The sequence below is a fragment of the Halalkalibacter suaedae genome (genome assembly GCF_017939705.1).
Lineage (GTDB): Bacteria > Bacillota > Bacilli > Bacillales > Bacillaceae_D > Halalkalibacter > Halalkalibacter suaedae.
This window is the reverse complement of record NZ_JAGKSQ010000002.1, coordinates 233,673-250,941: the sequence shown is the minus strand read 5'-3', so window position 1 is coordinate 250,941 and position 17,269 is coordinate 233,673. Positions and strand designations below refer to the sequence as shown.

Genomic DNA, 17,269 nt, shown 5'->3' with positions numbered 1-17,269 from the left:
AAAAGTTAATTATTCAACCACATTGGAGAAGTAATAGCTGCAATAATGATCAAGAAAAAAAGAAGTAGCAAGAAACGAATCAGCGGAAATCGCAATCTCCATTTTGTTTTCTTTTTTCTGTCATTTCTTTGATGAACACTGCTTCTTGGCGGCAATGAGTGCACTTCTTTTTTTTCTTCTTGTTGCTCATCGTCTTGATGATCTTTCATTTTCTGCCGTAACCGCCTCGCCTGATCATGATACTGTTTTCTTTCATCCAACTCCCTCACCCTCTCCGTGTATATGTCTCTGTCTAATAATAAACCCCAAGATAAGGTCAATTAAAAAATGAGCTAAAATGGAAACAAGAATATTCCCTGACCACCAGAATAAGCCACCTAACAAAAAGCTCACACAAACAACATTAATGAAGAGAATTGGCTTATCTAAATAGCGAAAATGGATTAAGGCAAATATTAAACTCGCCACAACAATTCCAAATGATGTTTGAAGGACAGCACGAAATAACAACTCCTCCGTTAGCGCAACAGTCAAACAGATAAATACAAGCTGTGGCAAAGACAGATTCCTAAAAACCCTCTCATTAATGCCACCATCATCTAGCCAATCGGACGGTAGCTTCTTTTCTAATATGATATCAATTAAAACGACGAATACAGCACTGCCCATAGCTAAGAAAATGAACTCGATTCTTATAGGACCAAATAATAAACCTAGTTCCTTCCAAGAATCAAAAACAAAGAATGCTAATCCTACACTAATCAAAAAAATAATAGCTTGAGTATAGTAAACGTTTAATAGTAGTTCTTTGTCCGTCAAGTGAGAAACAATTTCCCTTTGTTTTTTCATTCCGTACCCCGCTCATTTAGTTCAAATACCTCAGCTAATTTCAATTCCCAAGAAAACTCTATAGTTAATGAATGACTTTTGTTAGAGGTAAACGGACCCAAATCAGCACCACAGTTATCACAACAATGGATTGGATGGGATGTTAACATTTCTTGAAAATATCCTAAAAGTGATTCTCTCCTACAAGATTTCCTTTTAATCCAAGCTTCAAACTGCATAACCTTTTTTTCTTTCTCTTCTATTCGTTTTCTCTGAATCTCTTTAAGCTTATTGACAAGCTTTGCTGGTGTAAATGAAGCGACTTGTTCGTTTTGAATGATGTTTAGCTTTTCAAGTGTGTAAAGAACGCTCCTCCAACTTGTTTCAGAGCATGCGAGTTGGTTGAAGATATTCTCTTCAATGCGGCGATTCCACTGATTATGTTCACCTAATTGTGCGACAAGATGATGTAGTTGACTTTCTGTGAGAACATCCCTTTCAATTAACATCCTTGATAAGCCTTTATCATCATCGCAATAAAGTAATATTGCAACACTTGGCTTTCCATCACGAGCAGCCCGTCCAATTTCTTGTACATAAGATTCTAGTTCTATTGGGTAATGGAAATGAATAACAAAACGAATATCTTTTTTGTTAATTCCCATCCCAAAGGCACTAGTACAGCAAATGATATCAATTTGTCCCATCATAAACTGTTGTTGAATGAGCAAACGATCCTCAGTTGTTAGACCTCCATGATAATAAGCAACTCGCTCAAAACCTTCTAGTTTGAGCATATGACAAATTGATTCTGCCCACATCCGGCTAGAAAAATAAATCATGCCAGGTCCTTGTAATTGCTGAACCAATTCCCTTACTCTCTGTTTTTTTTCTTCTGTTGATGATACAGCTTCAACCTGATATGAGATCATTGGGCGATCGACTGAATAAATAATAGAAATTGGATTTTTCATTTGAAGCTGTTTTTTTAAATCCTCTTGTACTTCACTAGTCGCTGTGGCTGTAATTGCTAAACAAGGTGCATCTTTTAACCATTCTCTTACAGCACCAAGTCTTAAATAATCTGGTCTAAAATCTGGCCCCCACTGTGAGATACAATGGGCTTCATCAATAACAAATAATGAAATGGCTAATCTTTTCAAGGCAAACTGGATAAACCTATATTGAAGCATTTCCGGTGATACATAGATTAGTTTGTACAAATGAAGCTTGTGAAGAGCTTGCTCACGTTCTTCCTTACTCATAAAACTATTTAAAGCAATAACAGAACGAATTCCTTCTGAACGTAATTGCTGTACCTGATCCTCCATTAGTGATAGAAGCGGTGAAACAACAATCGTTGCTCCATTAAGAAGTAGTGCCGGTAACTGATAACAAATTGATTTTCCTGTTCCTGTTGGTAGCATTGCTACAACATCCTTCTTCTCTAGGACCGCTTCGATAATCTCACGTTGCCCCTCACGGAAGGCTGTGTAACCAAAATATTGCTTAAGTGATTGTTCAAGTCCCATCATTTACCTTCCTCCTAGCCAAAACCAAACGAATCATAAAATAACTAACATCCTCTTCTACATTTTCTTTAATTACTCTTAATCGACTCGTTTGAAGAACATTCGACGATCTAACAATCGCCTCAGCTATCTGATTCGGCACAAACTGTTCAATAGGAAAATTCTTATCTAGTAGGGCAATTTCAACAATATGGTCTTCAATCGTACTTACTTTTAATTTCCTCTTTTGACTTATTTCTTCAACCGTATACCCCATTTGAAACAATTCTAACGTCTTAGAGGCCGATTCAGTTAAGACGAGCGTTGAAGTCAAATCTTTAGCAAATAGTGATAAAATCGGATAAAGAGATTGTTGCTCCGTCTCTTTACAAAGTTTATGGATAACAGAAAGATGAACAAGCGTAATTTCATCCTGACTTTTATTCATAAGCTCAGCAATTTGGAGCCTTGTTAAACCTATATTTTCTCTACCTGTCAATTGAAAGACAAAGACAGTTGCTTGTAGCTCATTACATGTAGATAAAAAATAATGTAACTCCTTATATAAGGCTGTAAACAAATTTGCTTGGAGCTTATTTTCTTTAGGAAGAGTCCTTTTGACCCATAATTGAATCTGACTTTGGTGTGTAATAGGATAAAAACGGTTATGTTGATGAACGATATGACTAAGCGTTTGAACACACAGCATGATTCGTAACCAAACCACATTCGCTAAATCATGATATTGCCAGCCATTTAAGTCGTCTAAGTATTGATATTGACTTACCAGCTCAGAAAGCTTGTCCCTTCCATACTCAGTTACAACGGCACTATCATTGCTGATCCATTGAACGACATTTCTTGCTGCTAGCTTTTCAACGATGGATTTGATTTCATCTCTTTCAATTGTCGGGAATAACCCAAAAAAATGAAGAATTGAAAAAAAAGAACCATCTTGAATCGTCTGTGCAGATTTTTTGCCCTTTAGTAAATGATACGCTCCATAAATTGAACGTTCACCCTTTAAAGCGTCAAGTATTTTGACAATGATAACATCCTTACTGTTCACCATATCACCAACTTCCTATTCCAAATGCTTATTTCTATTGTATCAAATTCCAGTAAACATCGGTGCTCCAAAGTAACGGAATGGGAATAAATAAGAATAATGACGTTAAATTTAATAAATTTAAGAGGTATATGTTGAAAAGTTTGTCATTACGTTTTACAATAAGTCAGTAGAAAAAGACTTATTCAAAAGTGGGAACATACAGGATAAACATTCGTATGTTTTGAATAAGATAGAATGGATACCGAAATTGGAGGGCTTTTTAAATGGCAAAATACACAATTGTAGATAAAGACACATGTATTGCATGCGGTGCTTGCGGTGCTGCTGCTCCAGATATTTATGATTACGATGATGAGGGAATTGCCTTCGTTATTCTTGATGACAATAATGGAACATCTGCCATTCCTGATGAATTGGAAGAGGATATGATTGATGCACAAGAAGGCTGTCCAACCGATTCAATTAAGGTTGCTGATGAACCGTTTGAGGGCGATGCATTAAAGTTTGAGTAGTTCCCTTAAAAATATCTAACATATCTTGTTAAAGAGGCCACTAAAAAAGGAATGTTTTCACCTTTTTCAGTGGCCTCTTTTGTTAGCATTAAAAGTTGATCACCGGTCCCATAAGCACAGACCTTCTAGTGCAAGAAGACAATTATTTGACCACACCTCAGCAAACGCCTTGGGAGATAGCGGATTTGTCCCGACACCGACTTCAATAGTAAAGCCCGGTTTTCCTGTTTCCTTGATAAACCAATCCTTGTAGCCTCCGTCACTATCTGCAGTATGAATTGGTGTATACGAGCTCTTTAACGATAAACGTCTAACCATCTCATTACTTTCGGCCGGTTCCAGGCCACGGTAACCCCAATAAATAACCTGTCCCTGAGAATGAAATGCAAGCACATAATTAAAACAATGCTCTTTTGTTAACCGATAAATTGCTTTCGCTTCTGGTTCTGTAAGAGGCTTAGTCCCACTATAATGTCGTGACCACGGTTGTTGGGGACTTTCTTCTGCTTCAATTTCCCACCCAGCAGCCCATTGATGATTCAAATCGACTCCACGAATATTACTTGACCAGTGATCAAAACCAGTCATCCCTTTGTTCATTTGTAGAATTTGATCATAAAAGGGATGCTCCTTGTAAATTCCTTGAAGAACCAAATCTACTCCATCTGGATTAACTAAAGGAACGACGACTAATTTGACATGATCAAGCAGCTTCTGAATTCGATATTCCTCCCACTCTTCATCCATTTGATCCTTTAGTGCCAATTGATGAATAAATAATGTAAGAAACTTACTAGTGTGCCACTCGTTCGCATGCCATCCACCAGAATAAAATATTTCTTTTTCACCTCGACCAACTGTTAATGCATAAATCGGCTTTCTCATAACAGAATATCCTATAATTTCAACCCCAACGCCCATTGATTTCATTAGCGGAAGTATATTCTCCAAATCGACCTGACTAAATTCAGCCTTGCCATCCCAATCAAATGGATCAGATTGACTTATTGAATTCGTAATATGTAGTTTTGTCCCCGGTTTAACATACGCACTTTCTGAATCTAAGTGTCGATTAAAAAGCAATAAATCAAATGGACGGATCCCGTACATATAAGCGATTTTCGCTATTGTTTCTCCTTCATTTACGATATGCCTCATTTATCCTCTCCCCCTCTATTAATAACTATATGATGAACTATTTACTAACATACAGTAAATTCAACTAACAAGTTACAACAAAGGTACAATAGGGAGCATAAAGAGTTTAATTCCTTAGACTCTTTTATCGCTCCCTACCAAATATAAGTAAATAACAAATCTAATTGTTCTTCTTTTTCTTTCTCTAAAAAACACTTTCCCTTTTCAGTTACACGAATACTCTCTTGCTCCATTTGAATAAATTGTTCCGCAAAGGCCACGTCTAAATAAAATTGATAAAGATGGGCATTTTTGTTTTTTTTATTTTTAGTCATTAATTTATAGCCGAATGTCCGATCATGACTTCTCCAAAAACGTGGGTGGATTTGTTGATCACTGATAAGACGAATCGATTGATGTCTGTTTATTTTTTGTAGCATAAAAAGAAAACCGTCTATTAAATCAACATTATGACTTTGTATATCTGTTTGTTTGTTTAGCCACAGAAAAAGTTCAGTACTTATATTCATCCTTCATTCCCCATTTTACAAACAATCTCAATAAACATTATTTTACCATATTCGACAAATTTATTGTAGATTGACTATGTTGAAAGACGAATTACTTATTTATAACGAGAGATTGACCTGTTGTAATTAGATCAGATTGTAGTTTATTTAATTCCTGTAAACCTTCAATGGATAGTTGATATTTATCAGCAATCGCTGTTAGGGTTTCTCCTTTTTTTACAACATGCCTATCCTTATTTGGATAAAGTTTCAATTCTTGATCATGGTAGATGACATCATTTTCAAGTAGATTCCAGTTCATTACCTCTTCTACTGACACATTATTTTCATAAGCAATCTTGGAAATAGTATCGCCGCGATTCACTGTCACAACAATCATACCGTCAGAGTTTCTATGCTTATCATTACTTGAAACAGTAATACTATCTCTTGTTCTCCAATCCGACCCATATGGAGATTCTTCGCCTAATGCTGCATACATATATTCAGGTTCTGTAGAGAGCACTACAAATGGGTCAATCGATTCTGACTTTTCGATATTCCAATTTCCATAGTGAACTTCAAAATGAAGATGATTACCTGATGATTCACCCGTTGTGCCAACAGTACCAATTAATTGACCTTCATCTACAACTTCAAGCTCGTCCACGAGACGTTCATTTAAATGGGCATATACTGTTTCTAATCCATTTTCATGTTCAACAAAGATAACATGTCCATATGTATCTGAATAATAAGACCGAGTGACGACACCTGTTTCGATAGAAATTACAGGTGTTCCTTCCTCGGCCGCGATATCGATTCCATAATGTTTTCCATTTCTCGTCCCGTATGTATCTGTTACATCACCGACGGTTGGCCATATATGGGCTTCAACTAACTCTTCTGGCAATTTTTCGTCCTCATGTGCGAACGTATAAGAAGTACCTACAAATAACATCCCAATGAACAGAGCAAGAACAAGAGCAATACAAATTCTTTTTATAAAATCAATCATCATTTCCTCCTCATAAGTAAGAACATCTATTTTCCATTTTTTACTGTACTATCATATGAAGGCTTGGTTTAATTTATGCCTAAAATTATTCAATCAAACCAGATTGAATCATCTCCTTTTTCACATTCGTTTAGAATGCTTACATAGGATACACTTCTTTTATCCATTATATTTGCTGACTGAGTGAGACTAAAGAAAATTCACAAATATAACCGGATCAATAGTTTAGTCTTTAAAATGAGATAACATACTTTCAGTTTGCAAGCTGATTTTTTCTCTAGTTGAAGCGTTCAGAAATAGAAATCTCTTCTCATCATTATAAAAACTAAATTGAAAATGGTGCATAATTATATCAGAATTCGTATTTATGTCGAAGGGCTGATGGTTGACCGACTTGGGGAAATATAACGAGAGAACTCTGTGACACTTTATCCAGTTTCGCTTTCCAATTACTCCTCCAACAACATGCAATTGCTAACAGCTTGCTCTTTATCCATAAAATCTATCTTCAACTTTCGAACAGAGTATAGAAAGTCAAAAAGGAAAGGTTGCCTCGTTAAACCCCTCCCAATCTACTGTATAATTATGAGTGACTGTGGACGCTAACTACTAATTCCCCGTTTACCAAATCGACATTTGTTTGAATCAATATTGGATACGGATGTGGATTAAAAAATCGGAAATCTGGACCTCCCCATGACACAGTCGCATCTCTCCCCTCAGGAACATATCCTACTTCTCTAGAGTGTGAATACCGTTCAACCATCGATAAGCCCGCTTTTTCTACAGCATTAAACAATGTTGTCGACGTCTGACATATACCTCCGCCAATACCAACAACAAATTCTTTATTAACAATTTCCATTGCCTCCTGATATCCACGAGCAACCGTTCTTTCGCCAACTGTCTGATTAAATGAAAATGAATCTCCCGGTCCAATAATCGTTCCGGAAATAGCTTTAGCAGATAGTAATACATTCTGTGCTCTGCCAGCAACGTGGGGGTTGAAATAGGTTTTGAATTCTCCGATAACCTTCTCATCAATTCCAATTAATTGTTCATCGCGAATGTTAGGTTCCGTAACGTATATTGGCAATCGTGTTTCGTTGGTTCCAACCGGTAATGAAAGAAGTTGCTCGACTAATTCTTTCTCGGATAAAATCACACGAGGAATTCCCTTAATAATTGAACCATCCTCAGCAAGCTTAGGGTTTTGCATCGGAGTATCAATTTCACTAGCGATCTCCCGGGCCAGTGAACGAATGGAATTTTCATCTATACTCATTCCCATCTGATAGCCATAATCGTTTAGCGAAATTTCATAGTTAGCTTGATTATATTCGTCTACTAAATTAATTTCCCAATATACAGGTGCTTTCATTTCAATTAAAGTTTCAACAGATCTTGAATGATTACTAACGGCTAACACATCTTGACCATTTGTATTACTGCAGGCTACTAGTAAAATTGGAACGAATACCAACATTCTTTTCATCCCTCATCCTCCTTCAACACACTAATTACTATATGAATATCTCAAAAGACTAATTCCATATAATTACATCGGACTAGCAGATTTATTTAGGAGAGTTTTAAAAAGAACAAAAAAAGTATTTCAAAAGAATAATTCCCGTTGAAATACTTTCTAAGACAATCTTAAGATTTACATTTGATCCTTACGCTTTCCATTTTTAAACACTAAGCCACTGCGCTCATATTCAATATCTCCTACATTCAACCGAAAATTGACCACTCTAGCAGCTGCAAAGAAATAATCTGAAAGACGATTTAAATAAGTTAAAACAATCGGATTATATTCAGCCTGTTGCTCAACTAACTGTACAACTTCGCGTTCAGCTCTTCTTGCAACCGTTCGACAAATATGCAATGTTGCGGACGGGATGGAGCCACCCGGTAGAATGAAGCGCTCCAGTGTAGGTGCTTCTTCTATGTAGCAATCAATTCTCTCTTCTAAAAACTCAATCATCTCAAGAGAGGTTTTATATGAAAGCTTCTCCGTTTCTTTCACCATTGCCAAATCGCCGCCACAATCAAATAGTTCGTGCTGAATTTTGGTTAGCTCTGCTTTAATATCTAGGAAAAGCTTATCATCTAATTGAGTCACACATTGTCCAACAAAGGAGTTTAATTCATCTGTCGTACCATACGCGACTACTCTTGCGTTATTCTTAGACACTCTACCGCCTACAACACTTGTTTTCCCTTGGTCACCTGTTCGTGTATATAGTTTCATTTAATAGCACCTCTATTTTTATAAAGTAGTATCATCAATAATCAATCTTATTATTATAGTATATCAAATGAAGCTAAACTAAAAGAAAATTCAAAAATTTAATTCGCCGATTTCTGACAATTCCATTGACAAGACGATCAGATCAAGATAAAGTTAGAAACAATTTCATATGTTGGGAATGGGTACTTTGAATGTTTCAAAGTTTAAAAGGGAATTCGGTGTAAATCCGAAGCGGTCCCGCCACTGTATTAGATGAATCACATTGAACAAGTCACTGGCGACAGCTGGGAAGACCAATGTGGTGATGAGTCTAGAGCCAGGAGACCTGCCGATTTCAACGACACTGTTTTTTACCTACGGGAGATAGGGAGGTGTTAACTATTCTGTTTATTTGTGTTGGACATATAAGGATATAGTTACCCTACTTTAGGTGTAGCTATATCCTTTTTTAATTTATTTTAATTTTAACTGGGGGAATATGAATGAGTAAAGTACAAACGAGTAATCTGGGTTATCCACGCATTGGAGAACAACGAGAATGGAAAAAAACACTGGAATCCTTTTGGTCTGGACAGATTTCTGAAACCGAATTACATGAGCAAATGAAGTCATATCGGTTGAATAATCTTCGTAAACAACAAGATAAGGGAATCGATCTAATCCCTGTCAATGATTTCACCTATTATGATCATGTCCTTGATACAGCAGTAATGTTTGGACTAGTTCCAAATCGTTTTGCCTATTCTGGAGGAAAGGTACCTCTTTCAACTTATTTTGCAATAGCTCGAGGTGGAGAAGCACAGGCTAGCGAAATGACAAAATGGTTTGATACCAATTACCACTATATTGTACCTGAATGGAATAACCAAACGCCAACCCTTGTCGATAACAAGCCACTCCAAGCATTTATTGAAGCGAAAGACGAACTTAATATTAACGGTAAGCCAGTCATTCTTGGACCATTCACTTTCTTAAAACTATCGAAAGGCTATAGTGAAAGTCAATTTGAACAATTGTTACTCAGTTTATTACCACTTTATTCTCAAGTGCTACAGGAATTAGCTGAGGCAGGGGCATCTTTAGTCCAAATTGACGAACCGATATTAGTCAAAGACTTATCCAAAAATGAATTTGAATTATTTAAAACAATTTACCAACAACTTAACAAGGCAGTTCCTTCTATTGACATTTTACTTCAAACCTATTTCGAGAGCGTTGATTTTTATGAAGAGTTAATTCAATTACCCGTGAAAGGGATTGGACTTGATTTTGTTTATGGAAAAGATGAGAACTTAAATGCCATTCGATCTTTCGGCTTTCCTGAAGATAAGATTTTAGGAGTAGGAATAATTGATGGTCGTAATATTTGGAAAAGCAATCTAAAAGAAGCATATGATTTGTTGTGTGACCTTGAAACCTATGTTCCTTATTCTAATCAATTGCTTCAACCTTCCTCTAGCCTACTACATGTACCTGTGACATTACAGCACGAAGATACGTTGGATCCTTTAGTTAAAAATGCACTCTCTTATTGTGATGAAAAGCTTGATGAACTAGTAATCATTCAGAAGTTGATTGAAGAGCCAGACGATCATATCAACCTTCTCGTTAGTCATCAGGAGGGCGTTGAACAATTGGCTAACTCTTCATGGAGACAGCAGTATGATCGACCAAACTTACTAACAAAGCGGAAAACTGAATTTTCAAATCGTTTTAATATTCAACAGGATAAATGGTCATTGCCATTATTACCTACAACAACAATCGGAAGCTTTCCGCAAACAAAAGAGGTTCGCCAAACACGCTTCAAGTGGCGTAAAGGTGAATTAACTCATAAACAGTATCAAGACCAAATCGAAGCCCATATAGAGAAATGGATTAGAATTCAAGAAGATCTTGATTTAGATGTTCTTGTGCATGGTGAATTTGAGCGAAATGATATGGTTGAGTTTTTTGGTGAAAAGCTAGATGGCTTTGCTTTTTCTAGAAATGGTTGGGTTCAATCTTACGGGTCACGTTGCGTAAAACCACCAATTATTTTCGGAAACGTGACGTTCACTTCATCTATGACAGTAGCCGAATCAGTTTTTGCACAATCCCTAACTTCAAAACCTGTAAAAGGAATGCTAACGGGGCCTGTTACGATATTAAATTGGTCGTTTGTTCGTAATGATCTTCCACACCAAGAAGTAGCCTATCAGATCGCAGAGGCCCTCCTAACCGAGGTTAAGGCACTTGAGGCAGCAGGTATTACAATGATTCAAATGGATGAACCAGCTCTTCGTGAAGGCTTACCATTAAAAGATCATAAGCATCAGCACTATTTGTCTTGGGCTGTTGAAGCATTCAGAATGAGCACCTCTGATGTTGAGGATACAACCCAAATCCATACACATATGTGCTATAGCGAATTTAATGAAATTATTAAAGCGATTGATGATTTAGATGCGGATGTCATTTCAATTGAGACATCTAGAAGTCATGGAGAGATTATCGAAGCATTTGAAACAAATGTGTATGAGAAGGGAATTGGTCTTGGGGTATATGATATACATAGCCCACGTATTCCAAGTGCAGATGAAATGCTGACTGTCATTGAACGGGCACTAAATGTTCTTCCGACTGAACTATTCTGGGTTAACCCAGATTGCGGACTTAAGACAAGATCAGAACAAGAAACAATTGACGCCTTAAAGGAAATGGTCAAAGCAGCTCACCTTGCCCGTAAAAAAGTAAATCAGACGATCACTAACTCCTAAGGAGGAAGTATGAGAAATGAATTAATATATTTTCTTCAACATTCAAATGATGAAAAGATAATCATCTCTCTAATCAAAAATATGGACGCGAACAGCCTAGTAACACTACTTAACCATCTTCAATTTACAGATGAGATTACTGAGAAACGCTGGTTAAAAAGTATAAGATCTATTCTTTAATGAACGGTTATTCGAATAAATTATAAATAAAAACTAAACGGTTCATTAACCGTTTAGTTTTTTGGTATATAAAAAGAAAATTCAGTTCCTTCATTCAGTTTACTGTGAACAGAAATATGACCATCATGTGCTTCAACTATATTTTTAGCGATAGCAAGTCCAAGCCCCGTTCCACCGCGACTCCTAGTTCTAGCCTTATCCGCTTTGTAAAAGCGTTCAAAAACGTAAGGGAGATCTTCCTCAGGAATACCTGTCCCTGTATCACTCACATCAAATTTAGTCCCATGATCATATGAGTTGACTCGTAATGTCACATTACCCTGTTCATTTGTATGACGAATCGCATTATGCACTAAATTCGTCAAAACCTGGTCTAATCGATCAGGATCGACTTCAATCCATGCATCTGCTCTTTCGTCCTCTAATTCCAATTGGATATTCTGTTCTTTAGCAAAACCTTGAAACTTTCGAACAACTCGCTCCATAAATGGTGCCAATTCGATCGTTTCAATATTTAATTCAACATGCCCTGCTTCCATCCTTGCTAAGTCTAAAAGCTCATTTACTAAGCGTCCCATACGTAAAGACTCATCATAAATGATCCTCGCCATTTCTTTCTTCTCTTCATCTGATGCAGCTATATCATCGATAATCGCTTCGCTATAGCCTTGAAGCATTGAAATCGGTGTTCGTAACTCATGTGACACATTAGCGATAAAATCTTTTCGTAATTTATCATGACGTCGTTCCTCAGTCATATCTCTAAAGACCGCAACAGCTCCACGAATAACATGCTGGTCATAGAGAGGTGTCATTAGAATAGTCCAGCTTCTTCCTTGCATGTCGAATTCAATCACCTGTTCCTTTTCAAGTGAAACCACTTTTTCAAACAGAAATTGAAGTGCCTCTGGTATTTGATCCGCTGAGGATTCCCCAGAGCCCTGTTCATAATACCAACTTTGAATAAATCGCTCTGCAGGCGGGTTAGTGAGCACAACATTTCCTCTTTTATCAAGAGTAATGACTCCGTCTGCCATACTGACTAAAATACGAGAAAGCTGTTCTTTCTCTTGATTCAATGCGTGAATATTATTATTCAATTCCCGACCCATTCGATTAAAAGCGATTGCCAACTGCCCTATTTCGTCATGTGTCAGTATAGGGATTTTTGTTTTAAACTTACCCTGAGCTACCTCAAGAGCTACCTCACGCATTTTCCTAAGAGGAGCAGTAATTCTTGACGACAGGAAAAAGGCAAAAACTGTTGTTAAAATAATCGCAATTCCAGCTGAAAAATAAATAATCTGTCTTGTTTCCTGGGTTGCCGAATCAATTGTCGAAAGGGATTGATACATAAAGACCGCACTATCATTTAATTGTTCTGGCTGCAAGGGAACACCAACAATCATAATTTCAGATTGTACTTCTTCCTCACCTTGACCTACAAAAGGGAAATCACCTTCCGTTCGTACGACTTGTTCTCCAGCAAAAACCTCAGATAAAGTCTCATTTGTGAAGAGAGTGGAAAGTGAGACCTGATGGGCTTCTTGATCATCACTACCCCATATTTTCTCTCCTTCAATTAAGATAATAATTTGAGTTTCAAGTGCTTGTGCGTATTGGTTAATCATATACAGTGCTTCACTTTTATCCTCATGACCTTCATAAATTGAAGCAATCATATTCGCATGATTAATGAGTCTTTCTTCAGCTTCATTGACATGAAAGCGCTCAAAGGATTGTAAGAGAGCCACCATTAATATCGTAAGAACGAAAGATACAAGTAACAATATCGTAAACCATAACTTACCAACAACACTTCGCCAGAGCATTACTCTTTCACTGCCTCAAATTTGTAGCCAATTCCCCAGACCGTTGAAATCATTGAAGCTGCCTCTGGAGAAATCTTATTTAGCTTCTCTCTTAATCGTTTAATATGTGTATCAACCGTTCTTAAATCACCAAAGAAATCATAATTCCAAACATCCTTTAATAGTTGTTCACGAGAAAAAACCTTATCAGGAGACTGGGCAAGATAATGCAACAATTCATACTCTTTTGGTGTTAGTCCAATTTCCTGATCAAGCACTGTTACACGATGGGCATCATTATCAATCATTAAATGTTGAAAAACAAGAACATCCTTCGTTTGAGTATCCGTTTGCATAAATTTCGTTGTAGATGAACGGCGTAAAAGTGCCTTCACACGTAATACAACCTCTCTAGGACTAAACGGCTTAACAATATAATCGTCAGTTCCGACCTCAAACCCTTGAACTCGATTAGCTTCTTCACCTTTAGCTGTTAACATCATTACAGGTGTTGCCTTTGTTTTTCGTAGCTCTTGACAAACCTCTATCCCATCCATGCCTGGCATCATTATATCAAGTAGAATTAAATCATATTCATCATTAAGAGCCATTTCTAGTGCCTGCTCCCCATTTTCAGCTTCTATTACTTCATAATTTTCTCTTTCTAAATACATTTTTAACAAACGACGGATACGATCTTCGTCATCAACGACGAGAATTCTAGCTTCTTTTTCCATTTTGCAACCTCCATCAACATTTTATATTAGTGTAACATGTATTTTAATCTTCTAAAAACAATACTTATGTAAGAAAACCCTCGCACGAGCGAGGGTTTTCACTTAAAGGGCATATGAGTGTAAACCTGCAATTACAAGGTTAACAAACACTAGATTAAACATAATAATCGCAAACCCAATAACACATAACCAGGCTGATTTTTCTCCTTGCCATCCTTTTGAAAGACGTAAATGTAAATAAGCAGCATAAAACAAAAATGTAATTAATGCCCATACTTCCTTTGGATCCCATCCCCAGAAGCGCGTCCAGGCTATTTGAGCCCATATCATAGCAAATATTAAACCACCAAGCGTAAAGACTGGAAAGCCAATAGCTATCGCACGATAACTTATTTCATCAATCGCTTGTGGATTAACTCCTTTAACAATCGGTTGAATGACTGCCCCAATTCGTTTACGTAAAACCAAACGTAGAACCCAATAAAGGATAATTCCACTAAGAAGTGACCAAATGACAGTATTAAGATCATCTGCTCGTACCATTGCTGGAGCTGAAAGTAATGGCGTCAAACGGTCTTCTGTTAATAATTGTCCTTCATTGGGACCAATCAATGCAGGAACATTGTAGACAATCTCCGCTTCAGCACCTGTTTCATCGACATAAGAAAACGTCGCTTCGTAGTTAAGGGCACTAAAGAGACTTCCAACTAAAATATACGCAATTAAGCTAATCAACCCGTACATAATTGTTTCAAGTGCCCGGGTTTGTTTACTTGCTTTTGTAAAATCAATCGTTCGAATTAAATATATGAGTCCTGCTGCAAATCCAATTGATAAAATCCCCTGTCCAAGTGCAACAGTTATAACATGAATCGTTAACCAGTTGCTTTGTAATGCTGGGATTAATGGTGCGACTTCTCCAGGAAACATTGAAGCATAAGCTATGATTAACATAACAACCGGCATCGTAAACAATCCTAGATAATTAGAACGATAAATAGCATATAGAATGACAAAGGCAAAACCCATTGCAATTCCTAAAAAGGTCATATATTCAAACATATTACTTACAGGTGGATGACCTGCAACAGACCATCGGGTAATGAAATAACCAATGGATAGGAGAGAAGCTAAAATAGAGAAAATATAACCGATTTTCCCCAATCTATTTCCCTTCATCTCACCCTCTTTGTTGCGCCACTTTCTTCCTGTTACCGATACCGCAAATGAAATGGTTGCACCGAGATACATGAAAAACGCAATAAAGAGGAGATTCTCACTAACTTCTAACATGCTAAAGCCTCCTCAAACTATTCTTTATTTTTCTCTTCTTCCTCTTCAGTTTGATCAGCAGGTGAAGGAATTCCTGTTCCTTCTAGTACATAATCAATATCTTTTCGAAGGGAAAGATAATTTTTATTTGTATGACCTGCAATTAAGAATTCACCGTTGATTTGTTGCAGCCAGATTCGTCGATGTGCCCAGTACGAGCCTTGGACTAATCCTATCATAAAAATAATCCCACCAAGAATTAGGAATGGCAGAGTATAATCTTTTCTTAATGCTAGAGCCGTGACATGTCTGGTCTCAACATCAACAAATGACATCTTGTATTGATTCTCTCCTAAAGGTTCCAAGTTCGTTTGGATTCCAACAAAGCTTACTTCTCCTTCAGGCGTTTCAGGGGTATACATATCAAAGATAAAAACAGGATTATTAGGCACCTTTGATCGTGTAGATGGAACATCATCATTCAAATAAAAGTCTTGAAAATATTGTCTAATTTCAACACGATAGCCTTCGCCCAAGTCATACGTTGATTCAGGGCTCATTAAATCAATATCAAGACGACCAAACGTCTCTCCTGTTTCTTTATTTTCTAACGTGAAACTTAATACACTTAACTCATTTAATTTATAATCTACTTGATAAAGGGCAAAACCATCAAATTTCATCGGTTGATTTACTTTTATCGGATGATGATCAATTTCAATTAATTCACTCTCTTCACCGATGATTTCTGTTTCTTCACGTTCATATAAAATCGCATCAGTTTGATAGTTTTTTACAACTGATGACCCTTTTCTCTCAATTGCTTCCTTAAAAATTTCATCCTGGTCATCATATAATTCAAGCATGAATTTTTCATTATGAACATGATATTTCCCATCTGTATTAGGGACAACAACGGTGTCACCTTCACGAATCCACAAATGATCATCCACATACATACCAGGAAAATATCGCAGCATACAGCCAAGTAAAAAGACAATCAATCCGATATGATTAACATAAGGCCCCCAACGTGCAAAGCGTCCTTTTTCGGCAACAATATTACCGTTTTCTTCAGAAATCTTATATTTTTTCTGTTTCAGCTTCTTTTGAATGGCAACTAGCTGTTGGTCAACATTTTCAACTTTTGACTGTCCAAAGATTCGTTGTCTTTTCAAGAAGTTCTGATGCCTTGTCACACGTTGCTTCTTCAAGGCTCTGTACAATGGAAAAAAACGATCAATACTTGCAATAAGAATTGATACGCCAAGTGAAGCAATTAAAAGCATATACCACCACGAACCATATAAATTATGAAACCCAAGTTCATAATATAGCTTACCAGTAAAACCATACTCAGCTTCATAATGCTCTGCGGGATCTACTAATGGCGGAATATACATCTCTTGAGGATAAATCGTTCCAAATGATGACGCGACTAGGGTCAAAACGATAATCCAAATTCCTACTTTAACAGAAGAAAAAAACATCCAAATCTTGTCTATAAAAGTAGTTGTGTACGTTTGTGAACGTCTAGCGACACCCTCATATTTCATATCGAGTAATTTTTGATTTTCATTTTCTTGCAGTGGCTTACCACACGATTCACAAACAATCGTGCCTTGTGGATTTTTGTGTCCACATTCACATGTAAATTGACTCATTTTCC

Annotated in this window: 16 protein-coding genes and 1 riboswitch; of the genes, 3 read left to right on the top strand and 13 right to left on the bottom strand. The window is 36.9% G+C overall.

Going from position 1 to position 17,269, the window contains the following annotated elements; translation table 11 throughout:
* Positions 1 to 5: 5 nt before the first annotated feature.
* The 4 genes from J7W16_RS05340 to J7W16_RS05325 are packed head-to-tail and all read right to left on the bottom strand — an operon-like array spanning position 6 to position 3,411.
* Positions 6 to 260, bottom strand: coding sequence for a hypothetical protein (locus J7W16_RS05340; protein WP_210596200.1), 255 nt, complete (start codon positions 258 to 260; stop codon positions 6 to 8).
* Positions 253 to 849 carry a CPBP family intramembrane glutamic endopeptidase gene (locus J7W16_RS05335; protein ID WP_210596199.1) on the bottom strand — a complete coding sequence of 199 codons (597 nt, stop codon included), beginning with the start codon at positions 847 to 849 and terminating at the stop codon, positions 253 to 255. Before J7W16_RS05335 ends, J7W16_RS05340 begins: the two co-directional genes overlap by 8 nt.
* The gene (locus J7W16_RS05330; RefSeq protein ID WP_246879861.1) at positions 846 to 2,363 is read right to left on the bottom strand and encodes a RecQ family ATP-dependent DNA helicase; all 1,518 of its coding nucleotides are present in this window, start codon (positions 2,361 to 2,363) and stop codon (positions 846 to 848) included. Before J7W16_RS05330 ends, J7W16_RS05335 begins: the two co-directional genes overlap by 4 nt.
* On the bottom strand, positions 2,350 to 3,411 hold the full coding sequence (locus tag J7W16_RS05325) for a YpbB family protein (protein WP_210596197.1): 1,062 nt from the start codon (positions 3,409 to 3,411) through the stop codon (positions 2,350 to 2,352). The genes J7W16_RS05330 and J7W16_RS05325 overlap by 14 nt, the downstream gene beginning before the upstream one ends.
* Before the next feature lie 263 nt (positions 3,412 to 3,674).
* On the opposite strand from J7W16_RS05325, the gene J7W16_RS05320 reads away from it, so the two are divergent.
* On the top strand, positions 3,675 to 3,923 hold the full coding sequence (locus tag J7W16_RS05320) for a ferredoxin (protein ID WP_210596195.1): 249 nt from the start codon (positions 3,675 to 3,677) through the stop codon (positions 3,921 to 3,923).
* 99 nt (positions 3,924 to 4,022) lie between these two features.
* On the opposite strand, the gene J7W16_RS05315 is transcribed toward J7W16_RS05320, so the two are convergent.
* From J7W16_RS05315 to J7W16_RS05295, 5 genes are all read right to left on the bottom strand, one after another.
* Entirely contained in the window at positions 4,023 to 5,081 is a 1,059-nt protein-coding gene (locus J7W16_RS05315; protein WP_210596193.1) for a M14 family metallopeptidase, read from the bottom strand.
* A 134-nt stretch (positions 5,082 to 5,215) separates the two neighbouring features.
* Positions 5,216 to 5,590 carry a hypothetical protein gene (locus tag J7W16_RS05310; protein WP_210596191.1) on the bottom strand — a complete coding sequence of 125 codons (375 nt, stop codon included), beginning with the start codon at positions 5,588 to 5,590 and terminating at the stop codon, positions 5,216 to 5,218.
* A 91-nt stretch (positions 5,591 to 5,681) separates the two neighbouring features.
* Positions 5,682 to 6,587, bottom strand: coding sequence for a M23 family metallopeptidase (locus tag J7W16_RS05305; RefSeq protein WP_210596189.1), 906 nt, complete (start codon positions 6,585 to 6,587; stop codon positions 5,682 to 5,684).
* A gap of 583 nt (positions 6,588 to 7,170) precedes the next feature.
* On the bottom strand, positions 7,171 to 8,082 hold the full coding sequence (locus tag J7W16_RS05300; protein ID WP_210596187.1) for a VanW family protein: 912 nt from the start codon (positions 8,080 to 8,082) through the stop codon (positions 7,171 to 7,173).
* Between the two features lie 168 nt (positions 8,083 to 8,250).
* Positions 8,251 to 8,841, bottom strand: a complete 591-nt coding sequence (locus J7W16_RS05295) for a cob(I)yrinic acid a,c-diamide adenosyltransferase (RefSeq protein ID WP_210596186.1) — start codon at positions 8,839 to 8,841, stop codon at positions 8,251 to 8,253.
* A 163-nt stretch (positions 8,842 to 9,004) separates the two neighbouring features.
* A riboswitch (cobalamin riboswitch) is annotated at positions 9,005 to 9,187 on the top strand.
* A gap of 136 nt (positions 9,188 to 9,323) precedes the next feature.
* On the opposite strand from J7W16_RS05295, the gene metE reads away from it, so the two are divergent.
* Entirely contained in the window at positions 9,324 to 11,600 is a 2,277-nt protein-coding gene (gene metE / locus J7W16_RS05290) for a 5-methyltetrahydropteroyltriglutamate--homocysteine S-methyltransferase (protein ID WP_210596184.1), read from the top strand.
* Between the two features lie 9 nt (positions 11,601 to 11,609).
* Positions 11,610 to 11,780: a hypothetical protein gene (locus J7W16_RS05285; protein ID WP_210596182.1), complete on the top strand. Its 171-nt coding sequence runs from the start codon at positions 11,610 to 11,612 to the stop codon at positions 11,778 to 11,780.
* Between the two features lie 53 nt (positions 11,781 to 11,833).
* Here the strand turns inward: J7W16_RS05285 and J7W16_RS05280 are convergent, their stop codons facing one another.
* From J7W16_RS05280 to resB, 4 genes are all read right to left on the bottom strand, one after another.
* Positions 11,834 to 13,612 (bottom strand): ATP-binding protein, encoded by a 1,779-nt coding sequence (locus tag J7W16_RS05280; RefSeq protein WP_210596174.1) that lies wholly within the window; start codon positions 13,610 to 13,612, stop codon positions 11,834 to 11,836.
* The gene (locus J7W16_RS05275; RefSeq protein ID WP_210596172.1) at positions 13,612 to 14,328 is read right to left on the bottom strand and encodes a response regulator transcription factor; all 717 of its coding nucleotides are present in this window, start codon (positions 14,326 to 14,328) and stop codon (positions 13,612 to 13,614) included. Before J7W16_RS05275 ends, J7W16_RS05280 begins: the two co-directional genes overlap by 1 nt.
* A 102-nt stretch (positions 14,329 to 14,430) precedes the next feature.
* Positions 14,431 to 15,621: a c-type cytochrome biogenesis protein CcsB gene (gene ccsB / locus J7W16_RS05270; protein WP_210596171.1), complete on the bottom strand. Its 1,191-nt coding sequence runs from the start codon at positions 15,619 to 15,621 to the stop codon at positions 14,431 to 14,433.
* 17 nt (positions 15,622 to 15,638) lie between these two features.
* Positions 15,639 to 17,264, bottom strand: coding sequence for a cytochrome c biogenesis protein ResB (resB, locus tag J7W16_RS05265; RefSeq protein WP_210596170.1), 1,626 nt, complete (start codon positions 17,262 to 17,264; stop codon positions 15,639 to 15,641).
* Positions 17,265 to 17,269: the final 5 nt, after the last annotated feature.

Bases quoted from the DNA above. Each gene is read 5' to 3' on its own strand.
- J7W16_RS05335 (WP_210596199.1), bottom strand. From the start codon at position 849: ATGAAAAAACAAAGGGAAATTGTTTCTCACTTGACGGACAAAGAACTA.
- J7W16_RS05330 (WP_246879861.1), bottom strand. From the start codon at position 2,363: ATGATGGGACTTGAACAATCACTTAAGCAATATTTTGGTTACACAGCC.
- J7W16_RS05325 (WP_210596197.1), bottom strand. From the start codon at position 3,411: ATGGTGAACAGTAAGGATGTTATCATTGTCAAAATACTTGACGCTTTA.
- J7W16_RS05320 (WP_210596195.1), top strand. From the start codon at position 3,675: ATGGCAAAATACACAATTGTAGATAAAGACACATGTATTGCATGCGGT.
- J7W16_RS05315 (WP_210596193.1), bottom strand. From the start codon at position 5,081: ATGAGGCATATCGTAAATGAAGGAGAAACAATAGCGAAAATCGCTTAT.
- J7W16_RS05310 (WP_210596191.1), bottom strand. From the start codon at position 5,590: ATGAATATAAGTACTGAACTTTTTCTGTGGCTAAACAAACAAACAGAT.
- J7W16_RS05305 (WP_210596189.1), bottom strand. From the start codon at position 6,587: ATGATTGATTTTATAAAAAGAATTTGTATTGCTCTTGTTCTTGCTCTG.
- J7W16_RS05300 (WP_210596187.1), bottom strand. From the start codon at position 8,082: ATGAAAAGAATGTTGGTATTCGTTCCAATTTTACTAGTAGCCTGCAGT.
- J7W16_RS05295 (WP_210596186.1), bottom strand. From the start codon at position 8,841: ATGAAACTATATACACGAACAGGTGACCAAGGGAAAACAAGTGTTGTA.
- metE (WP_210596184.1), top strand. From the start codon at position 9,324: ATGAGTAAAGTACAAACGAGTAATCTGGGTTATCCACGCATTGGAGAA.
- J7W16_RS05285 (WP_210596182.1), top strand. From the start codon at position 11,610: ATGAGAAATGAATTAATATATTTTCTTCAACATTCAAATGATGAAAAG.
- J7W16_RS05280 (WP_210596174.1), bottom strand. From the start codon at position 13,612: ATGCTCTGGCGAAGTGTTGTTGGTAAGTTATGGTTTACGATATTGTTA.
- J7W16_RS05275 (WP_210596172.1), bottom strand. From the start codon at position 14,328: ATGGAAAAAGAAGCTAGAATTCTCGTCGTTGATGACGAAGATCGTATC.
- ccsB (WP_210596171.1), bottom strand. From the start codon at position 15,621: ATGTTAGAAGTTAGTGAGAATCTCCTCTTTATTGCGTTTTTCATGTAT.
- resB (WP_210596170.1), bottom strand. From the start codon at position 17,264: ATGAGTCAATTTACATGTGAATGTGGACACAAAAATCCACAAGGCACG.